Source organism: Bacillus sp. EE-W1, assembly GCF_009760835.1.
Taxonomy (GTDB): Bacteria; Bacillota; Bacilli; order Bacillales; family Bacillaceae_G; genus Bacillus_A; species Bacillus_A wiedmannii.
The window spans coordinates 1-19968 of sequence record NZ_WIPE01000115.1 but is presented as its reverse complement, the minus strand read 5'-3'; the positions used below and the strand labels follow the sequence as shown (position 1 = coordinate 19968).

Here is a 19968-nt window from a genome sequence, read left to right as displayed (position 1 = left end):
GGAATGAAAAATGCAAGATGAGTTTGAGAGATTTCAGTCAGATAAAGCGTTTAAATATGTAGGGTTATTTTTTACGATTAGTTTAGCGATATGGAGTTTATATAATTTAATTGTTGACGGAAATGCTGGTATGCCATTTGTTTTATTTGTAATAGGGCAGTGGGTGTATTTTCTTGTGAACTATTGGCCGAAGTGGAAATATAGAAATCAAAAAGAGGCTGATCATGTATGAGTAAGTAAGATATTATACGGTTCATAGGAAGTTTGTTTTTAGCGGGTCTTGTTTTAAATATGAGTTTAATGATTTTAAGTATTTCGTGGGGAACAATCTTCATATCGAATGTAGCACTAGTCATTTTATATAAGTATTGCGGAATATAGAGAACAGAAGCGTTTGAAAGAAGAGGGAGTACCGTCGATTGATGAGCGAGTTGTGAATAAGATGAAGTCATATTTTACGATTAGTATTACAAGCTTCTTGTTCTTGTTCATTATGTATCTTTGTTTAAATAAGTATTTAGATAGGCAAGCAGTACATGTAAATGAGTTGTTAATTGCTATTTTTGGCTTATTAATAAGTAGGGCATCGACGAGTGTGTTAGCAACAAGGAATAGATAGAAAAAGGGGAACTGGGATGGGATTACCGGTATTATGTGTCGCTACGGCTATTTTTGCTTTGTTTTGGGGAATGCAGAACTTCTCTCGTTATCCAGTGCCAAGCATTTGTATTATGATTGGCACTGTAGGTTTATCATATTATTTATTAGTTTCAGCTCATTATCATAAAACAGCAACGAGTGTTGTTGTTGGAGCACTTATTTTATTTTGTGGGCGCGCTATACAAAAGGGATTATTTCCGTAAAAGCTGTTTATACAAAGAGTATAAACAGCTTTTTGTATTTTTTTTACAAAAGTCTTGAAAGTTACGTAACGTCATCTTTTATAATGAAGGGGAAGAGGTGATGGTAGTGATTTCAATACAACAATTGACGAGAGAAACAGGGGTAACGGTACGTACATTACGTTATTATGATCAAATAGATTTATTAAAGCCGAGCGGGAAAACAGAAGGTGGGCATCGTTTATATAGTGAAGCTGACGTAATACGGTTGCAGCAAATTTTATTTTTAAAGGAAATGGGCTTTTCATTAAAAGAGGCTGCGAATATGTTAGTAAAAGGTGACCTTAACTTAAAGGGTTCTCTTGAAAAACAACTTCGGTTTGTACAGGAAGAACAAAAGAAATTTAATCGAATGGAGCGTGTTTTACAAGCTGTTGTTTATTCGGTAGATGTGGAAGGGGAACTTGATTGGAAAGTTATGTTTGAACTGATTCAGCTTTCGAAACAGTCGTCTCGTATACGTGAAATATTTCAAAATGAAGTATTTTCAAAGGAAGAACAAAAATTGCTTCATAACTTGCCAAATATGAGTGAAGAAGATCCGAATGTTTTAGAATGGGTAGATTTATTAAAGCAATTACGTACTTTTATGAAAGACGGCAAAGAAGCAGCGAGTGATGAGGTACAAGGGGCAACGAAGAGATTAATGCAGAAATGTTTAGAAATGGCCAATGGTGACGAAGCGTTTTTAGATAATTTATGGGAAGTTAGAAAATCGAAGGAAGATTCACAGAAAATGAGCATGTATCCAATTGAAGAAGAACTTTTATTATATATGGAAGAAGCTTTTCGTATATATGATGAAAAGGAGATGGATAAATGAGTATACTTGCAGAATATTGTTGGTATTTTTTAATTGGGGCAGAGATTGTATTTTGGTTATCGGCTATCGGCTTCTTTTTACTTCGTTACGGATTCCGTTTGAAGAAGGCGAGCTTTATTATGGGGATTGTACTCCTCGTAAATGAAGTGTTTATTTTAACCTTAGGGGTAGTGGACTATTATCAAACAGGGAAGTTCTCTAACTTTCAAATCATTACGGTAATTATTTTATTGTATGCAGTTTTCTACGGGAAAAAGGATTTGAAGAAGCTTGATATGTTTGCGCAAAAGCTAGTTGCGAAATGGCGGAATGAACCAGCGCCAATTATGGAAGAGCACGTAGAATTAACAGGTATGGCCTATGCGAAACAGGAAATAAAAAATTGGTTATTACATCTTGTTTTATTCGTTGTTGTGCATATTTTCTTTTTCTTTCTGTACGGTTTTGTCCCGTTTGAACAATGGCATAATTGGTTAGAAACGGGGATTGTTTTAAATGAAAAAGCAAGTCGTGTTAGCCAAGTTTGGGCGATTATACTTTTAGTGGATACAGTTATTTCATTTTCATATGTTCTTTTCCCGAAGAAGGAAAAAGAAAAAGAGAAGCTACTTTCATAGAGGAAAGTAGCTTTTTCTAGTATACCAATAGTTTGTATAGGAGAGGATAACAATAGGAAAAACAGGTTTTATATGCTTACTTCTCTTTAGTTTAGTAGCATGCTCACAACCTAACATTGACATTGATAAGAAGAATGATGTCATTGTAAAGAGAGCAGGAATTTCCAATCTAGATAAATTTGAAAAGTTCGTTTTGAATGTTGACCAAGGGAAAGTTGATAAAATAAGAATTGTGCAGTATACCCATGAAGGTGATCCGATTTTTCAAACGGTAGAGCATAGTGAGAACGATATACTTTATGTGTTAGATAATAGAAAAGACCAATTTGCTGGTGAGCATAAAGGATTACATAAAGGTAGTTGCAAAAGTATTGTTAAAGAGCAGGGAGAATTAGAAATCACTTATAGGTTAATAGATTGTACGAGTAAAAATGGGCGCAATGGATATGATTTATTATATGTACCTAAAAAATAGAGTTAGTAGAGGAAGGAAGTTTTTACTCCTTCCTTTTTCTATGTATATATTGTCGAAAATTTTACCGAATATCTGTTCGTTTTCTTGGTTTTTTTATGAGCATTCGTGGTAAAATGGGAATACAGATTTTTTACGAGGAGGTCGGTTTTGTTTGGAACATCAATTTGAAATTATCTCAGCTTATTCCCCGCAAGGTGATCAGCCGGTAGCTATAGAAAAGCTTGTAGAGGGAATTAATAGTGGGAAGAAAAAGCAAGTGTTGCTTGGAGCAACAGGAACGGGTAAGACATTTACGATTTCAAATGTCATTAAAGAAGTGCAGAAGCCAACACTTGTTATGGCTCATAATAAAACGTTAGCAGGACAGTTATATAGTGAGCTGAAAGATTTTTTTCCGAATAATGCAGTTGAATATTTTGTTAGTTATTACGATTATTATCAGCCAGAAGCGTATGTACCGCAAACAGATACGTTTATTGAAAAAGATGCGCAGATTAATGATGAAATCGATAAATTGCGTCACTCAGCAACGTCCGCATTATTTGAACGGGACGATGTAATTATCGTTGCGAGTGTTTCGTGTATATATGGTTTAGGTTCTCCAGAAGAATACCGCGAGTTAGTTGTTTCACTTAGAGTTGGTATGGAAAAGGACCGCAATCAATTGCTTCGTGAACTCGTTGATGTGCAGTATGGACGTAATGACATTGATTTCAAGCGTGGTACATTCCGTGTGCGCGGAGATGTAGTTGAAATCTTCCCTGCATCACTTGATGAGCATTGTATTCGAATTGAATTTTTCGGCGATGAAATCGATCGTATTCGCGAAGTAAATGCGTTAACAGGTGAAGTATTAGCAGAACGTGATCATGTAGCAATCTTCCCAGCATCTCACTTCGTTACACGTGAAGAAAAGATGAAGGTCGCTATTGAAAATATCGAAAAAGAATTAGAAGAACGTTTAAAGGAATTAAATGATAATGGCAAGTTGTTAGAAGCGCAGCGTATAGAACAGCGTACACGTTATGATTTAGAAATGATGCGCGAGATGGGCTTTTGTTCAGGGATTGAAAACTATTCCCGTCATTTAACACTTCGTCCAGCGGGTGCAACGCCGTATACGTTATTAGACTATTTCCCGAAAGACTTCTTAATCGTTATGGATGAGTCACACGTATCAGTACCGCAAGTAAGAGCGATGTATAACGGGGACCAAGCACGTAAACAAGTGCTTGTAGATCATGGATTCCGTCTGCCATCAGCTTTAGATAATAGACCGCTTACGTTTGATGAGTTTGAAGGGAAAACGAATCAAGTTATTTACGTTTCAGCAACGCCAGGACCGTACGAGTTAGAGCAGGCACCGGAAGTAATAGAACAAATTATTCGTCCAACAGGGCTTTTAGATCCACCAATTGATATACGACCAATTGAAGGGCAAATTGATGATTTATTAGGAGAAATTCAAGATCGCATTGCAAAAAATGAACGTGTATTAATTACGACTTTAACGAAGAAGATGTCAGAGGATTTAACAGACTACTTAAAAGATGTAGGAATTAAAGTGAACTATCTTCACTCTGAAATTAAAACGTTAGAACGTATTGAAATTATCCGTGATCTTCGCCTTGGTAAGTTTGACGTACTTGTCGGTATTAACTTATTACGAGAAGGATTAGATATTCCAGAAGTATCACTTGTAGCTATTTTAGATGCTGATAAGGAAGGATTCTTGCGTTCAGAGCGCTCATTAATTCAAACAATCGGTCGTGCAGCACGTAATGAAAACGGCCGCGTTATTATGTATGCAGATCGTATAACAAGATCAATGGGAATTGCAATTGAAGAAACGCAGCGTCGTCGTACTATACAAGAAGCTTACAATAAAGAGCATGGTATTACGCCGAAAACGATTCAAAAAGGCGTGCGTGATGTTATCCGTGCAACGACAGCTGCTGAAGAGCCGGAAATGTATGAAGCGGCACCAGCTAAGAAGATGACGAAAAAAGAGCGTGAAAAGACAATTGCGAAGATGGAAGCAGAGATGAAAGAAGCAGCAAAAGCGTTAGATTTCGAGCGTGCAGCTGAATTAAGAGATTTACTATTAGAATTAAAAGCGGAAGGGTGAACAGAGTGAGCATAAGCAAGGATTTTATTGTCGTAAAAGGTGCTAGAGCACATAACTTAAAAAATATTGATGTAACCATTCCGAGAAATCAGCTTGTTGTTGTGACGGGATTGTCTGGTTCAGGGAAATCATCATTAGCGTTTGATACGATTTATGCAGAAGGGCAGCGCAGATACGTAGAATCGTTATCTGCGTATGCGCGTCAGTTTTTAGGACAAATGGATAAGCCGGATGTAGATACGATTGAAGGATTGTCACCAGCGATTTCAATCGATCAAAAAACAACGAGTCGTAATCCACGTTCAACAGTCGGAACGGTCACGGAGATTTATGATTATTTACGTTTATTATTTGCGCGAATTGGTACGCCAATTTGTCCGAATCATGGTATTGAAATTACGTCACAAACAGTAGAGCAGATGGTAGACCGTGTACTTGAATATCCTGAACGTACGAAATTACAAGTGTTAGCTCCTATCGTTTCTGGGCGTAAAGGTGCACATGTGAAAGTGCTTGAAGATATTAAGAAGCAAGGGTATGTTCGTGTACGTGTTGATGGTGAAATGTTAGATGTATCTGAAGATATTGCGCTAGATAAAAATAAGAAGCATTCGATTGAAGTTGTAATTGACCGTATTGTTGTAAAAGAAGGGATTGCAAGCCGTCTTGCGGATTCTCTTGAAAGTGCATTAAAGCTTGGCGGGGGCCGAGTGTTAATTGATGTAATGGGAGAAGAGGAACTTCTATTTAGTGAACATCATGCTTGTCCGCATTGTGGTTTTTCAATCGGAGAATTAGAGCCGCGCATGTTCTCATTCAACAGTCCATTCGGGGCATGTCCTTCTTGTGATGGACTTGGTTCAAAGTTAGAGGTAGATTTAGAACTTGTCATTCCGAATTGGGATTTATCATTAAATGAACATGCGATTGCGCCTTGGGAACCGACAAGCTCACAATATTACCCGCAGCTTTTACAATCTGTATGTAATCATTACGGCGTTGATATGGATATGCCTGTGAAAGATATACCGAAAGATTTATTTGATAAAGTGTTGTACGGAAGCGGAGAAGAAAAAGTTTATTTCCGCTATGTAAATGAATTTGGTCAAGTAAAGGAAAATGAGATTTTATTTGAAGGTGTTATTCCAAATATCGAACGTCGTTATCGTGAAACGAGTTCTGATTATGTTCGTGAGCAAATGGAGAAATATATGGCAGAGCAAGCTTGTCCGAAGTGTAAAGGTGGACGCTTAAAGCCTGAGAGTTTAGCTGTTTTCGTTGGTGATAAAACGATTGCTGATGTAACGAAGTATTCTGTTCAAGAAGTACAGGAATTCTTCTCGAATGTGGAGCTAACGGAGAAGCAACAAAAAATTGCTCATTTAATTTTAAGAGAAATCCAAGAGCGCGTTGGGTTCTTAGTGAACGTCGGTTTAGATTATTTAACGTTAAGTCGTGCCGCAGGAACTTTATCAGGTGGTGAGGCGCAGCGTATTCGTTTAGCGACGCAAATCGGTTCTCGTCTGACTGGCGTACTTTACATTCTTGATGAGCCTTCTATCGGTTTACATCAGCGCGATAACGATCGTCTTATTCGTACGTTGCAAGAGATGCGTGATTTAGGGAATACGTTAATTGTCGTTGAACATGATGAAGATACGATGATGGCTGCTGATTATTTACTTGATATCGGACCTGGTGCAGGTATTCACGGTGGTCAAGTTGTATCAGCGGGTACGCCAGCTGAAGTGATGCAAGATGAGAATTCGCTAACAGGGAAGTATTTAAGCGGTAAAGAGTTTATTCCGGTTCCACTTGAAAGACGTAAAGGTGACGGACGTAAAGTGGAAATTATCGGTGCAAAAGAGAATAACTTAAAGAATGCAAAGATGTCATTCCCGCTTGGTACGTTTGTAGCGATAACGGGTGTATCTGGTTCCGGTAAAAGTACGATGATTAATGAAGTACTATATAAATCATTAGCGCAAAAGTTATATAAAGCGAAAGCGAAGCCAGGTACTCATAAAGAAATTAAAGGTCTTGAGCATTTAGATAAAGTAATCGATATCGATCAATCGCCAATCGGGCGTACACCACGTTCTAATCCAGCGACGTATACAGGTGTATTCGATGATATTCGTGATGTGTTTGCACAAACGAATGAAGCGAAAGTGCGTGGATATCAAAAAGGGCGTTTCAGCTTTAATGTAAAAGGTGGACGTTGTGAAGCGTGCCGTGGTGATGGGATTATTAAAATCGAAATGCACTTCTTACCAGACGTATACGTTCCATGTGAAGTTTGTCATGGTAAACGTTATAACCGCGAAACGTTAGAAGTGAAGTATAAAGATAAGAACATTTCTGAAGTGTTAGGGATGACAATTGAAGATGGAGTAGAGTTCTTCGCTAATATCCCAAAAATTAAGCGTAAACTTCAAACGCTTGTAGATGTAGGTCTTGGTTATATGAAATTAGGACAGCCAGCTACGACGTTATCTGGTGGTGAAGCGCAGCGCGTGAAGCTAGCTTCTGAATTACACCGTCGTTCTACTGGGCGTACGTTATATATTTTAGATGAGCCAACGACTGGTTTGCATGCACATGATATCGCGCGTCTTCTAGAAGTGCTGCAACGCCTTGTTGAAAGTGGCGAGACAGTTCTTGTTATTGAACATAATCTAGATGTAATTAAAACAGCTGATTATATCGTTGACCTTGGACCAGAGGGCGGAGATAAAGGTGGGCAAATTGTTGCTTCCGGAACGCCAGAGCAAGTAGTAAAAGAAGAACGCTCGTATACAGGTAAGTATTTAAAAGAGATTTTAAATCGCGATAAAGCAAGAATGAAAGAGAAAATAAAAGAAGTAGAGTTATCTCAATAAGTGTATTACGAAAAACCGAGTGGAAATGACACTCGGTTTTTCGTTCATAGGGGGAAAAGATGGAGTTTACAGATGTTTTAAGAAAGAAAAACATGAAGGTAAGAGAGTTTCAAAGTTGGGGTGTTTATTTTCGGAAGCGCTGGGAGGATAACTTTGCAAATCATGTAAGTGATGAGGAAAAGGAAGACATCTTTCTGTATGGTGATAAGTATGCATGTGGGTTTCTTTGGCACATATTTAGTTATGAGAAAAAGAAGTGTTTAGAGGGTGAAGAAGCGGAGAATGCGTTTCATAATGAAGTGAAAAAGGATTGCTATATATTCTATCAACATTGTGATGATGTACTGCTAATAAAAGATACGAGTTTATTACATATGGAGGATATATTGTGTGAGAGGGACGATATGTATAAAGGCGATATCTATATTGTAGATAAAGAGTTCACTTGGACTTTTGTAAAAACTCATGAACATAGATGGTATGGCCCTTATTTTGCGAGGAAATGTTAGTAGGTATACAAGCAGGAAGAGTAGAATAAGTTGATATAAGTGTTTGCATGATACTTGCGTTTATAATCTATTAGCGTATGATGAAATATATATGTCAAAAGGATGTGTAAGAAAATGAGATGGATTGTATCACTTCTTGTAAATAGCGTTGTGTTAATCGCTGTATCGGGACTTTTAAAAGGGATTGCGCCAGACGCGTTTTACGTAGCAAATATACAGACTGCAATTATTGCGAGTATTATCTTAGCTGTTTTAAATGTGTTCGTAAAACCGTTTTTAATTTTAATTACGCTACCAATTACTCTTGTAACTTTCGGGTTCTTCTTAATTGTTATTAATGCGATTACGTTAAAAATAGCAGATTCATTATTAGGAGATGCGTTTAATATATCAGGGTTTGGTGTAGCAATCGTTGCGGCAATTTGTATTTCAATTTTTAATATGATTATTGAAAAGGCAATTGTGGAACCTTTATATGAAAAAAAGAGAAAATGACAAAAAGAAAAACATTTCATGATGTGTATGAAATGTTTTTTTCTATTTATTAGAAACCGTATTTCTTGTTTCCAGAAAAAAATGGTACAATATCCGGTAGAATGGAATTTTACATCAAATGAGACTGAACCCGCAGCGGAGTGGAGGTTTATACATATGCCGAAAGTAAGGACAAAAGATTTAATTGAACAATTTCAATTGGAGTTAATAAGTGGTGAAGAAGGAATTCATCGTCCGATTGATACAAGTGATTTATCACGACCTGGAATTGAAATGGCAGGATTTTTCACATATTATCCAGCTGATCGCGTGCAGCTTCTTGGAAAGACGGAGCTTACGTTCTTTGACACATTAACGTCAGAGCAAAAACAAGAGAGAATGAAAGCGCTTTGTACTGAGGAGACGCCATGTATTATTATAACTCGGAATCAAGATGTACCAGATGAGTTATTGCAAGCATCACGTGAATCAGGCATGCCTTTATTACGTTCTGCTCAAACGACAACAAGATTATCAAGTCGTTTAACAAATTATTTAGAAGGTAAGTTAGCACCAACAACAGCTGTACATGGTGTGTTAGTAGATATTTACGGTGTTGGTGTTTTAATTACAGGTCAAAGTGGTGTCGGTAAAAGTGAGACAGCTCTTGAGCTTGTAAAACGTGGTCACCGTCTTGTTGCGGATGATAGTGTAGAAATTCGCCAAGAAGATGAAGACACATTGGTAGGAAGCTCACCAGATTTAATTGAGCATTTATTAGAAATTCGTGGTCTAGGTATCATTAACGTTATGACGTTATTCGGTGCAGGGGCAGTGCGAAATTATAAGCGTATTACACTTGTTATTAATCTTGAAATTTGGGATCAAAAGAAAAATTACGATCGCTTAGGTCTTGATGAAGAGAAGATGAAGATTATTGATACAGAGCTTACGAAGATTACACTTCCAGTTCGTCCTGGTCGAAACTTGGCTGTTATTATTGAAGTAGCAGCGATGAATTTCCGTTTAAAACGTATGGGAGTCAATGCAGCACAACAGTTCTCTGAACGATTAATGAGTGCGATTGAGTTAGGAAATCAGGAGTAAACTTTGGAGAGGGAGGTCATACATATGCTGTTAGGTTCTGTACCACAGCTTGACCGTGTAGCGATCCAACTTGGGCCGTTTCCTGTATATTGGTATGGGATTATTATCGGTACAGGCGTGCTATTAGGTCTTTGGCTAGCAACTCGCGAGGGAGAAAGACTAGGTATTCCAAAAGATACATTTGTTGACCTTGTATTAATTGCAGTACCGATCGCTATTCTATTTGCGAGAATGTACTATGTTATTTTTGAATGGGAATATTACGCGCAAAACCCGAGTCAAATTATTAATATTCGTCAAGGTGGCTTGGCGATTCATGGTGGTTTAATCGGGGCTGTTATTACAGGGATTCTTTTTGCGAAACGACGCGGGGTTTCATTCTGGAAGTTGGCTGATATTGCTGCGCCAAGTATTTTACTAGGACAAGCAATTGGTCGATGGGGAAACTTTATGAACCAAGAGGCGCATGGTGATGAAGTAACGAGACAGTTTTTAGAAGGACTTCATTTACCGGATTTCATTATTAATCAAATGTATATTGAGGGTGTGTACTATCATCCAACGTTTTTATATGAATCATTATGGAATTTTGCAGGTGTCATTTTATTACTTGCATTACGAAAAGTGAATTTACGACGCGGGGAATTATTCTTCACATATTTAATTTGGTATTCAATAGGGCGCTTCTTCGTAGAAGGCTTACGTACAGATAGTTTAATGTTAGGACCACTTCGTATCGCACAAGTAATGTCAATTGGACTTGTTGTTATTTCTATTATTTTCATTATCGTGAGACGAAAAATGGGGCAAGCTGATAAAAGATATTCGGAAAATTAGAGAAAAGTAGCATCTTATTATAAGATGCTGCTTCTTTCATATTCAGGAAAGAGAAGGGACTAAGGCAATGAGAATAAATACAGTGTTATTTGATTTAGATGGAACTTTAATTAATACAAACGAACTTATTATTTCTTCTTTTTTACATACGTTACATACATATTATCCAAGTCAATATAAGCGTGAAGATGTATTGTCATTTATTGGCCCTTCTTTACATGATACTTTCAGCAAGATTGATGAAAACAAGGTTGAAGAGATGATTACATGTTATCGTCAATTTAACCATGATCATCACGATGAATTAGTGGAAGAATATGAAACTGTATATGAAACAGTTCAAGAGTTGAAGAAGCAAGGTTATAAAGTTGGTATTGTTACAACGAAAGCGAGACAAACAGTTGAGATGGGATTAAAGTTGTCAAAGCTTGATGAATTTTTTGATGTGGTCGTGACAATTGATGATGTAGAGCATGTGAAACCACATCCAGAGCCACTTCAAAAAGCGCTTGAGTTATTAGATGCGAAACCGGAAGAAGCATTGATGGTTGGGGATAATCACCATGATATTGTTGGTGGACAAAATGCGGGCACGAAAACAGCTGCTGTCTCATGGACGTTGAAAGGTAGAGCATATTTAGAGGCTTACAAGCCGGACTTTATGTTAGATAAAATGAGTGATTTGCTACCGATTTTGTCTGATATGAACCGTTCATAAAGGTCCAAGTAAGTTAGTAGGGGTCTGTTTCCCTACTAACTTACAGTTTCACTTTTTAGTAGAGGAGCGAGTTAAGTGCGACGGACAACGCGCTATCCTGTTTCGGGAGAAAATTCATTATGGAATGTGTATAAAACAGTTTCTTTTTGGAAGGTAATGAAAAACTTTATTATTATTCAAATTGCGCGTTATACACCATTTTTATCCGTCAAGAATTGGTTGTACCGTACATTTTTACGGATGAAAGTCGGAAAGAAAACATCAATTGCGCTTATGGTAGTGCCGGATATTATGTTCCCAGAAAAGATAACTGTGGGAGAGAATTCAATTATTGGCTATAATACAACGCTTTTAGCACATGAATATTTAATTCGCGAATATCGACTTGGAGAGATCGTCATAGGAAATGAAGTGATGATTGGAGCAAATACGACTATATTACCAGGTGTGAAAATTGGGGATGGCGCGATTGTTTCAGCTGGCACACTTGTTCATAGAGATGTCCCAAGTGGTGCTTTCGTGGGTGGAAATCCAATGCGTGTTATTTATACGAAAGAAGAAATGGATGCTAGAGAAGGTTGATGCTAAAAATGTAACATTTCTCTTCTTTTTTAATGAATAAAAAGGAAATAATTGAGTATAATATACTGTTTTGTTTTTTACGGAATCGTTTATACTTATAGATAGAAGAATGTGTGAACGAAGAAAACAAAAAACTGGAGGATATATGGGGAAAAATCAAGGAATATATAAGGAGAACGGACAAGTTATCTCTTTTAATCAATTATCGGACTTCTTTTATAAAAAAGGGATGAGGGCTTACAAAGGACAGAAATTGCAAGATGCAATTAAATATTTTCGAAGAGCGGCACAAAGTGAGAAGGAGCCGTTTATTTTATGCCAATTAGCAACAGTATTATCTGAGGCTGGTGAATATCAAGAGTCGAATCAAATCTTCTTTAAGCTTGTTAGATCTAATCCAGAACTTGAACAATGCTATTATTTTATTGCAAATAATTATGCATATATGGGGCTATTTCAGCAGGCGAAAAAGTATGCGGATCGCTATTTAGAAGTTGCAGAAGAGAAGGAATTTGTAGAAGATACATTAGAATTACTTGAAATTATGGAAGAAGAAGCGATGGGTGAGGAAGAGATTGAGGATGAAGACGATCTAATTGTTATGCAAGAAGAAGCGAATCGTTATATTCGTAACGGACAATTGGAAGAAGCAATTGCTACATTGGAAATTGTTACAAAAGATTATCCGGAATTTTGGTCGGGTCATAATAATTTAGCCATTGCACATTTTCAATCTGGTAATGTAGATAAAGCTCTGAAGTTAACGGAAATGATTTTAGAGAAAAATCCTGGTAATATACATGCGCTTTGTAATACGCTTATTTTCCTATATTCAATTGGAGAGCATAAACAAGTAGAAGCGTTAGCGGAGCAGTTAGTTTCAGTATATCCGATTTCGTTCGAGCATCGTTTGAAACTTGGAACGACACTTGCAACAATTGGTCATTTTGAGCCTGCATATAAATGGTTCAAAGTATTAAAGCGTCAAGGATATGAGGGAGACGTTAGTTTTTATTATTGGTTTGCATATTCTGCTTATATGGTGAAAGATCAGCAAGTAGCCGAAAAAATGTGGCAGCATGTTGTAGAATTGCACCCTGATAAAAAGGGAAAAGAACCGTGGAATGCGCTGAATTTAGCAGATGAAGGACAAAACGTATTATTTGAAGAATTACGAAAATCATTTCAACAAAGTACGACGCTAGAGGAACAAATGCTAGCTTTATATTTAATGAATGAATTGTCAACGCCAGAGAAGGTGGGATTCTTCTTTGATGTAACGCAGGCGAAGAACGGTGTTCCAATCGTATCGCAACTTGCAAAGTATTTCTTTTTACTTAATAGCCATAAGAGCATTCCAGCTGATTTACAGCAATTTGAACAGTGCGCACAAATTGCGGATGCTTTATATAATTATACGAAAAAAGATGATGAATTAATCGAAGAGTGTTTACAATTTTGGTTTTGTACGTTCATACGTTTATATACATCTGGGGCAGTTTTTACAAATGTATACGGCTGGTCAGCTGCTGTTGAATATATCGTACGCAGCGAACAAGGAAATAAGATGACACAGTCGGAGCTTGGGGATGTATATAATGTATCTGTAGCGACTGTTCGAAAGTATGTGCAGGCTGTTAAACGTACGCACACATAGGGTAAGCAAATCATTGGGAAAAAAATGATGCTAACAGTATAATGAGGGTAACTTAATTGTGTAGGAATGAATAGGAGTGAATAGTGTGTCAGAAGAAAAAATTTATGATGTCATTATTATTGGTGCAGGACCAGCTGGTATGACAGCTGCAGTATATACATCTCGTGCGAATTTAAGCACATTAATGCTTGAGCGTGGTATCCCAGGTGGCCAAATGGCAAACACAGAGGATGTAGAGAACTACCCAGGTTATGAGTCTATTTTAGGACCAGACTTATCAAATAAAATGTTCGAGCATGCGAAGAAATTTGGTGCTGAATATGCATACGGTGATGTGAAAGCAGTCATCGATGGTAAAGAATACAAAACAATTATTGCTGGTAAAAAAGAATATAAAGCACGTGCAATTATCGTTGCAAGCGGTGCAGAGTATAAAAAAATTGGTGTGCCAGGCGAGACAGAACTTGGCGGCCGTGGTGTATCATATTGTGCAGTATGTGATGGGGCTTTCTTTAAAGGAAAAGAACTTGTAGTTATTGGTGGTGGAGATTCTGCTGTTGAAGAGGGTGTATTCTTAACACGCTTCGCATCAAAGGTAACAATCGTTCACCGTCGTGACACTCTTCGTGCACAGAAAATTTTACAAGATCGTGCTTTCCAAAACGAGAAAGTTGATTTCATTTGGAATCACACTATAAAAGAAATTAACGATGCAAATGGTAAAGTGGGAAGCGTAACACTTGTAGACGTAAACAGTGGAGAAGAGAAAGAAGTCAAAACTGATGGCGTGTTCATATACATCGGTATGTTACCACTATCAAAACCATTTGTTGAACTAGGTATTACAAATGAAAATGGTTACCTTGAAACAAATGAGCGTATGGAAACGAAAGTTCCTGGTATTTTCGCAGCTGGAGATGTTCGCGAAAAAATGCTACGTCAAATTGTAACTGCAACAGGTGATGGTAGTATCGCAGCACAAAGTGCACAACATTACGTAGAAGAATTATTAGAAGAACTAAAAACAGTATCAGAAAAATAAGGGATAATATGCCTTTTGAGAAGAAAGCTACCGATAGGAGCTTTCTTTTTTTTATGAAAATGTCAAAGTTTTGTCAAAAAATATTGAGATTATAAGCTTTCTTATTGATATACTGGACTTTACGGAAAAATCACTATAAGAAATGAGGAATTTATTCAGTATGGAATGGCGTAATATATATCGTGGATTTTGTATGGGCGTTAGTGATTTAATTCCTGGTGTGAGCGGCGGTACAATCGCTGTTGTGTTAGGGATTTATGAACAATTGCTTGCGGCAATTAGTGGATTCTTTAGTCGCGAATGGAAAAAACATTTAGGGTTTTTAATTCCCCTTGCAGCTGGTGTGGCAGCAGCGTTTTTAACGTTAAGTCACGTTATTAAATATTTACTTGCAAATCATTATGAACCGACTCAATTTTTCTTCCTCGGTTTAATTATTAGTATATTACCGATGTTAATGAGAGAAGCTGATGCAAAGTCGTCGTTTAAAGGTAAGCACATTGTTTTATTAATAGTTGCAGCAATTCTTGTTGCGATCACAGCTTTCTTTAAACCAGATAAGGCAGCAGATCCAATTACGACGTTAACAATTTTAAATGCAATTGGTTTATTTTTCGCGGGCTGGATGGCTAGTATGGCTATGTTGCTTCCTGGAATTAGCGGATCATTTATTTTATTAATTATTGGTGTGTATCCGACAGCAATTAATGCTTTAACTACACTGAACTTACCTTTAATCGTAGTTATCGGTGCTGGTGTTATGGCGGGGTTTGTTGTAAGTAGTAAAGGAATTAGTTTCTTGTTAGATCGTTATAAAAGTATGACATTTGCGGCAATTATTGGACTTGTTATCGGCTCGATTGTAATTGTGTTCCCTGGTATTCCAACTGGAGGATTTTCAATTATAAGTTCAATTATTACCTTTATTTTAGGATTTGCGATTGTTACTTATTTCGGTAAGAAATAAGGACTTTAATCCCCTTGGCGATAAAAATCGTTAAGGGGATTTTTCATGCTATTCATTGAAAGTCTAGGCATTTACATTGCTTGTTCTAGAAAGCTTTTTTAAAATTGTTGAGTAGCATGTGCTTAGCGAAAGAGGACTGGCTCCTTCGTTGTAGCAAACTGTTTTTGATAGTATAATGAAATGAGTATGCAGTGAGAAATTTACTGCAAGTAGCTGAGGTGAAGAAACATGCAAAGAGTGACAAACTGTGTGTTAATTAGAGATAATGAAGTACTCTTACTCCAAAAACCTCGCCGAAATTGGTGGGTTGCACCAGGCGGGAAAATGGAGCGTGGTGAGACAGTAAGAGATTCCGTTGTTCGCGAGTATCGTGAAGAAACAGGTATTTATTTAAAGAACCCAGCGTTAAAAGGGGTCTTCACCTTTGTCATCCAAGAAGGTGATAAAGTTGTTTCTGAATGGATGATGTTCTCCTTTTTAGCGACAGATTTTGCAGGAGAAAACAAACTAGAGAGCGAAGAAGGCATCATTGGTTGGCATACATTTGACAAAATTGATGATTTAGCAATGGCACCAGGAGATTATCACATTATTGATTATTTAATTAAAGGAAATGGCATAATCTACGGTACATTTGTATATACCCCAGATTTTGAGTTGCTTTCATATCGATTAGATCCGAGTTAAACCGTCAAGGAGAGGATACGATGACAGAGAATAATGATATAAAAATGGTAATTATTACAGGAATGTCTGGAGCTGGAAAGACAGTAGCTTTACAAAGTTTTGAAGATTTAGGATATTTTTGTGTAGATAATTTACCACCGATGTTATTGCCGAAGTTTATTGAACTTATGGCGGATTCAAAAGGGAAAATGAATAAAGTGGCACTTGGCGTTGATTTACGTGGCCGAGAGTTTTTCGAACATTTATGGGGAGCACTTGATGATTTATCAGAACGTACATGGATTATTCCTCATATTTTATTCTTAGATGCGAAAGATGGCACGCTTGTAACTCGTTATAAAGAAACGAGACGTTCGCATCCACTTGCACCAACTGGTTTGCCGTTAAAGGGAATTGAGATGGAGCGTGGCTTATTAACTGATATGAAGGCACGAGCGAATATTGTGCTGGATACATCGGATTTAAAACCGAAAGAATTACGTGAAAAAATTGTTCATCTGTTTTCAACTGAAACTGAGCAAGCATTTCGTGTAAATGTTATGTCGTTTGGATTTAAGTACGGTATTCCAATTGATGCAGATTTAGTATTTGATGTTCGTTTTTTACCAAATCCATATTACATTCCACATATGAAGCCATTAACAGGACTAGATGAAGAAGTTTCATCGTATGTGCTGAAATTTAATGAGACACATAAGTTTTTAGAAAAATTGACGGATCTTATTACTTTCATGCTGCCTCATTATAAAAGAGAAGGCAAGAGTCAACTTGTAATTGCAATTGGATGTACAGGTGGACAGCATCGTTCTGTTACGCTTACAGAATACCTTGGGAAACATTTGAAACCAGAGTATAGCGTTCATGTATCTCATCGTGATGTGGAGAAGAGAAAGGGCCATTAAGGGATGAAAAAAGAGAGAAAACCTAAAATTGTTATCATGGGAGGAGGTACTGGACTCTCTGTTTTATTAAGAGGATTAAAACAATATCCGGTTGATATTACAGCAGTTGTTACAATCGCTGATGATGGTGGCAGTTCAGGTAGATTACGTGATGAGCTCGAAATTCCACCCCCAGGTGACATTCGTAACGTACTTGTTGCGTTATCAGATGTAGAGCCGCTGGTGGAAGCTTTATTTCAGCATCGTTTCACAACGGGAGACGGGCTGAAAGGTCATGCGTTAGGAAATTTATTATTAGCGGGTATGACCTCGATTACAGGAGACTTCTTCCATGCGATTACGGAAACGAGTAAAGTGTTAAATGTCAGAGGACGTGTGTTACCTGCAGCGAACCAAAGTGCGGTACTTCATGCGGAACTAGAAGATGGAGAAATTGTAACAGGTGAATCAAAGATTCCTTATTCTGGGAAGAAGATTAACCGCGTCTTTTTAACTCCAGAAGATGTAGAGCCGTTACATGAAACGTTGGCTGAGATTAAACGAGCTGATTTACTTGTTTTTGGTCCAGGAAGTTTGTATACGAGTATATTACCAAATTTAGTTGTTAACAAAATCGGGGACGCTGTTCTTGCTGCAAAAGCGAAGAAGGTATATGTGTGTAATGTTATGACGCAAGCTGGTGAAACGATGGGATATACTGCGTTTGACCACGTGCAGGCGTTACATGATCATTTAGGTAAACCATTTATCGATACTGCAATTGTAAATAACCGTGATATTCCTTGTGAATTACGTCAGTTGTATGAGGAAGAAATGTCGGCACCAGTTGTAGTAGATGAAGAGCGTTTTACAGAGAGCAATATTGATGTCATTCAAGATCAATTAGCGAAGTATGATGATCGTGTTGTAAGGCACGATACATTAAAACTAGCTTCTATTTTATATTCACTGTTGTAGATGTGCGTTGCCTCGTTTGAGGTAACGCTCATCATTTCATATAGGACAAGATTTTTGTTCCAAAGTAATCGTATAAGGAGGTGTTGACTGTGTCATTTGCACCAGAAACAAAGAAAGAGCTAACGAATCTTGAGGTGAAGGAATGCTGTGAGAAAGCAGAATTATCAGCGTTACTTCGAATGAACGGATCGCTTTCTTTTTCAAACCGTCGTCTATCTATCGATATTCAAACGGAGAATGCGGCAATCGCAAGAAGGATTTATACGCTTTTGAAAAAAGGATATGACGTGACGGTAGAATTACTTGTTCGTAAAAAAATGCGATTGAAGAAAAATAATGTATATATTGTGCGGCTTGTTGAGAAGTCTCGCGAAATATTAGCTGATCTTCATATTGTTCGAGATGACTTTTCGTTAATTCGAAATATATCCCAGGAATTAATCGAGAAGAAATGTTGTAAACGATCGTATTTACGAGGTGCATTTTTAGCAGGTGGTTCAGTAAATAACCCAGAAACATCATCTTATCATTTAGAAGTCTTTTCGTTATATAAGGAACATAATGATGCTATATGTGAATTGATGAACGGATTTGATTTAAATAGTAAGACGTTGGAAAGAAGAAAAGGGTACATTACGTATTTGAAAGAAGCAGAAAAGATTACGGAGTTTTTAAATATTATAGGCGCTCATAATGCACTTTTAAGATTTGAAGACATTCGAATCGTTCGCGATATGCGTAATTCAGTAAATCGTTTAGTGAACTGCGAAACAGCCAATTTAAATAAAACAATTGGTGCAGCGCTAAGGCAGATTGAAAATATCCGTTATATTGATGAGACAGTTGGTCTTGATATATTACCAGATAAACTGCGAGAAATTGCACAATTACGAAGAGATTATCAAGATGTAACATTGAAAGAGTTAGGCGAGATGGTATCCGGGGGGAAAATTAGTAAATCGGGTATTAATCATCGTTTGCGTAAAATCGATGAGATTGCAGAGAAATTACGCGCGGGGGAAGCGGTAGCAAAAAAATAAGAGGTTAAAGGGGAAATGGAGCTGTGGTTCAAAAACGAGTTAAGGTTTCATTAAAAAACGGTTTACAAGCACGTCCGGCTGCGTTGTTTGTACAAGAGGCCAATCGCTTTCATGCGGATATCTTCATCGAGAAAGATGGAAAGACAGTGAATGCAAAGAGCATAATGGGGATTATGAGCTTAGCAATTGGAACTGGTAGCATGATAACAATTACAACAGAAGGTTCAGATGCAGAAGAAGCTTTAGAAGCATTAGCTGCATATATACAATAAGAAGCTATCGCGCATGTGCGATAGCTTTTTTGTTTTGTTATTTGGTGTTGGGAGTCGGGTATGTAGGGGGTGCATGCTTGTCGAGGATTGTCGGTAAGTCGATAAGTTGTGTCGAATCGTCGATATATTAAAATAATCGCCGATATAATTGGAGTTACGGTCGATATATTTGAAAAATCGCCGATATATTTAGGGGTATACTAGGTGGGGTATGTGAGCGGGGGACAATATATAAAAGAAGCGCCCAATTATAGGGCGCTTCCGCTTTTAGTCTATCCAGCTCCAGCGGCTAGAATCTCCGGTCGTTTCGCCCCTTCATTCGAGGCAAAAAGCGCCTCGGAATCAGGGGCTCCATCGCCCTGCGATTCTGAACGAGCCGCTTCCGCTTTT

21 protein-coding genes and 1 pseudogene are annotated in these 19968 nt (G+C 37.5%); all 22 read left to right on the top strand.

Annotated features, from left to right (window positions below; translation table 11 throughout):
• Nucleotides 1–10: 10 nt before the first annotated feature.
• Entirely contained in the window at nt 11–232 is a 222-nt protein-coding gene (locus GFJ36_RS26405; RefSeq protein ID WP_088064793.1) for a hypothetical protein, read from the top strand.
• Nucleotides 233–291: 59 nt separating this feature from the next.
• Nucleotides 292–619 (top strand): annotated as a pseudogene (locus GFJ36_RS26400) (ATPase).
• A gap of 16 nt (nt 620–635) precedes the next feature.
• A complete protein-coding gene (locus GFJ36_RS26395; protein WP_000524128.1) occupies nt 636–863 on the top strand; it encodes a hypothetical protein in 228 nt (75 codons plus the stop codon).
• 100 nt (nt 864–963) lie between these two features.
• A complete protein-coding gene (locus GFJ36_RS26390) occupies nt 964–1725 on the top strand; it encodes a MerR family transcriptional regulator (protein WP_157349789.1) in 762 nt (253 codons plus the stop codon).
• Nucleotides 1722–2342 (top strand): hypothetical protein, encoded by a 621-nt coding sequence (locus GFJ36_RS26385; protein ID WP_097889566.1) that lies wholly within the window; start codon nt 1722–1724, stop codon nt 2340–2342. Before GFJ36_RS26390 ends, GFJ36_RS26385 begins: the two co-directional genes overlap by 4 nt.
• A gap of 46 nt (nt 2343–2388) precedes the next feature.
• A complete protein-coding gene (locus GFJ36_RS26380; protein ID WP_097889567.1) occupies nt 2389–2817 on the top strand; it encodes a DUF4362 domain-containing protein in 429 nt (142 codons plus the stop codon).
• Between the two features lie 151 nt (nt 2818–2968).
• Nucleotides 2969–4945, top strand: coding sequence for an excinuclease ABC subunit B (uvrB, locus tag GFJ36_RS26375; protein WP_048542497.1), 1977 nt, complete (start codon nt 2969–2971; stop codon nt 4943–4945).
• Nucleotides 4946–4956: 11 nt separating this feature from the next.
• The gene (uvrA, locus tag GFJ36_RS26370) at nt 4957–7827 is read left to right on the top strand and encodes an excinuclease ABC subunit UvrA (protein WP_141542780.1); all 2871 of its coding nucleotides are present in this window, start codon (nt 4957–4959) and stop codon (nt 7825–7827) included.
• Nucleotides 7828–7886: 59 nt separating this feature from the next.
• A complete protein-coding gene (locus GFJ36_RS26365; RefSeq protein ID WP_088608597.1) occupies nt 7887–8336 on the top strand; it encodes a DUF4275 family protein in 450 nt (149 codons plus the stop codon).
• 114 nt (nt 8337–8450) lie between these two features.
• Nucleotides 8451–8831, top strand: a complete 381-nt coding sequence (locus GFJ36_RS26360) for a phage holin family protein (RefSeq protein ID WP_001267307.1) — start codon at nt 8451–8453, stop codon at nt 8829–8831.
• 156 nt (nt 8832–8987) lie between these two features.
• The gene (hprK, locus tag GFJ36_RS26355; RefSeq protein ID WP_001127247.1) at nt 8988–9917 is read left to right on the top strand and encodes an HPr(Ser) kinase/phosphatase; all 930 of its coding nucleotides are present in this window, start codon (nt 8988–8990) and stop codon (nt 9915–9917) included.
• 24 nt (nt 9918–9941) lie between these two features.
• Nucleotides 9942–10754, top strand: a complete 813-nt coding sequence (gene lgt / locus GFJ36_RS26350; protein ID WP_000924234.1) for a prolipoprotein diacylglyceryl transferase — start codon at nt 9942–9944, stop codon at nt 10752–10754.
• A 67-nt stretch (nt 10755–10821) separates the two neighbouring features.
• Nucleotides 10822–11472 carry a pyrophosphatase PpaX gene (gene ppaX / locus GFJ36_RS26345; RefSeq protein WP_048542493.1) on the top strand — a complete coding sequence of 217 codons (651 nt, stop codon included), beginning with the start codon at nt 10822–10824 and terminating at the stop codon, nt 11470–11472.
• 75 nt (nt 11473–11547) lie between these two features.
• Nucleotides 11548–12054: an acyltransferase gene (locus GFJ36_RS26340; RefSeq protein WP_048542491.1), complete on the top strand. Its 507-nt coding sequence runs from the start codon at nt 11548–11550 to the stop codon at nt 12052–12054.
• Between the two features lie 145 nt (nt 12055–12199).
• Nucleotides 12200–13711, top strand: coding sequence for a tetratricopeptide repeat protein (locus GFJ36_RS26335; RefSeq protein WP_088064788.1), 1512 nt, complete (start codon nt 12200–12202; stop codon nt 13709–13711).
• 85 nt (nt 13712–13796) lie between these two features.
• The gene (trxB, locus tag GFJ36_RS26330; protein WP_001288065.1) at nt 13797–14753 is read left to right on the top strand and encodes a thioredoxin-disulfide reductase; all 957 of its coding nucleotides are present in this window, start codon (nt 13797–13799) and stop codon (nt 14751–14753) included.
• A gap of 160 nt (nt 14754–14913) precedes the next feature.
• On the top strand, nt 14914–15720 hold the full coding sequence (locus GFJ36_RS26325) for a DUF368 domain-containing protein (RefSeq protein ID WP_000455195.1): 807 nt from the start codon (nt 14914–14916) through the stop codon (nt 15718–15720).
• Between the two features lie 228 nt (nt 15721–15948).
• Nucleotides 15949–16407 (top strand): NUDIX hydrolase, encoded by a 459-nt coding sequence (locus tag GFJ36_RS26320; protein ID WP_001190080.1) that lies wholly within the window; start codon nt 15949–15951, stop codon nt 16405–16407.
• 20 nt (nt 16408–16427) lie between these two features.
• Entirely contained in the window at nt 16428–17309 is an 882-nt protein-coding gene (gene rapZ / locus GFJ36_RS26315) for an RNase adapter RapZ (protein WP_000138461.1), read from the top strand.
• Between the two features lie 3 nt (nt 17310–17312).
• Nucleotides 17313–18266 carry a gluconeogenesis factor YvcK family protein gene (locus GFJ36_RS26310; protein ID WP_000712182.1) on the top strand — a complete coding sequence of 318 codons (954 nt, stop codon included), beginning with the start codon at nt 17313–17315 and terminating at the stop codon, nt 18264–18266.
• 89 nt (nt 18267–18355) lie between these two features.
• Nucleotides 18356–19306: a DNA-binding protein WhiA gene (gene whiA, locus GFJ36_RS26305; protein WP_157349788.1), complete on the top strand. Its 951-nt coding sequence runs from the start codon at nt 18356–18358 to the stop codon at nt 19304–19306.
• Between the two features lie 23 nt (nt 19307–19329).
• Nucleotides 19330–19578, top strand: a complete 249-nt coding sequence (locus tag GFJ36_RS26300) for an HPr family phosphocarrier protein (protein ID WP_000250305.1) — start codon at nt 19330–19332, stop codon at nt 19576–19578.
• Nucleotides 19579–19968 lie beyond the last annotated feature (390 nt).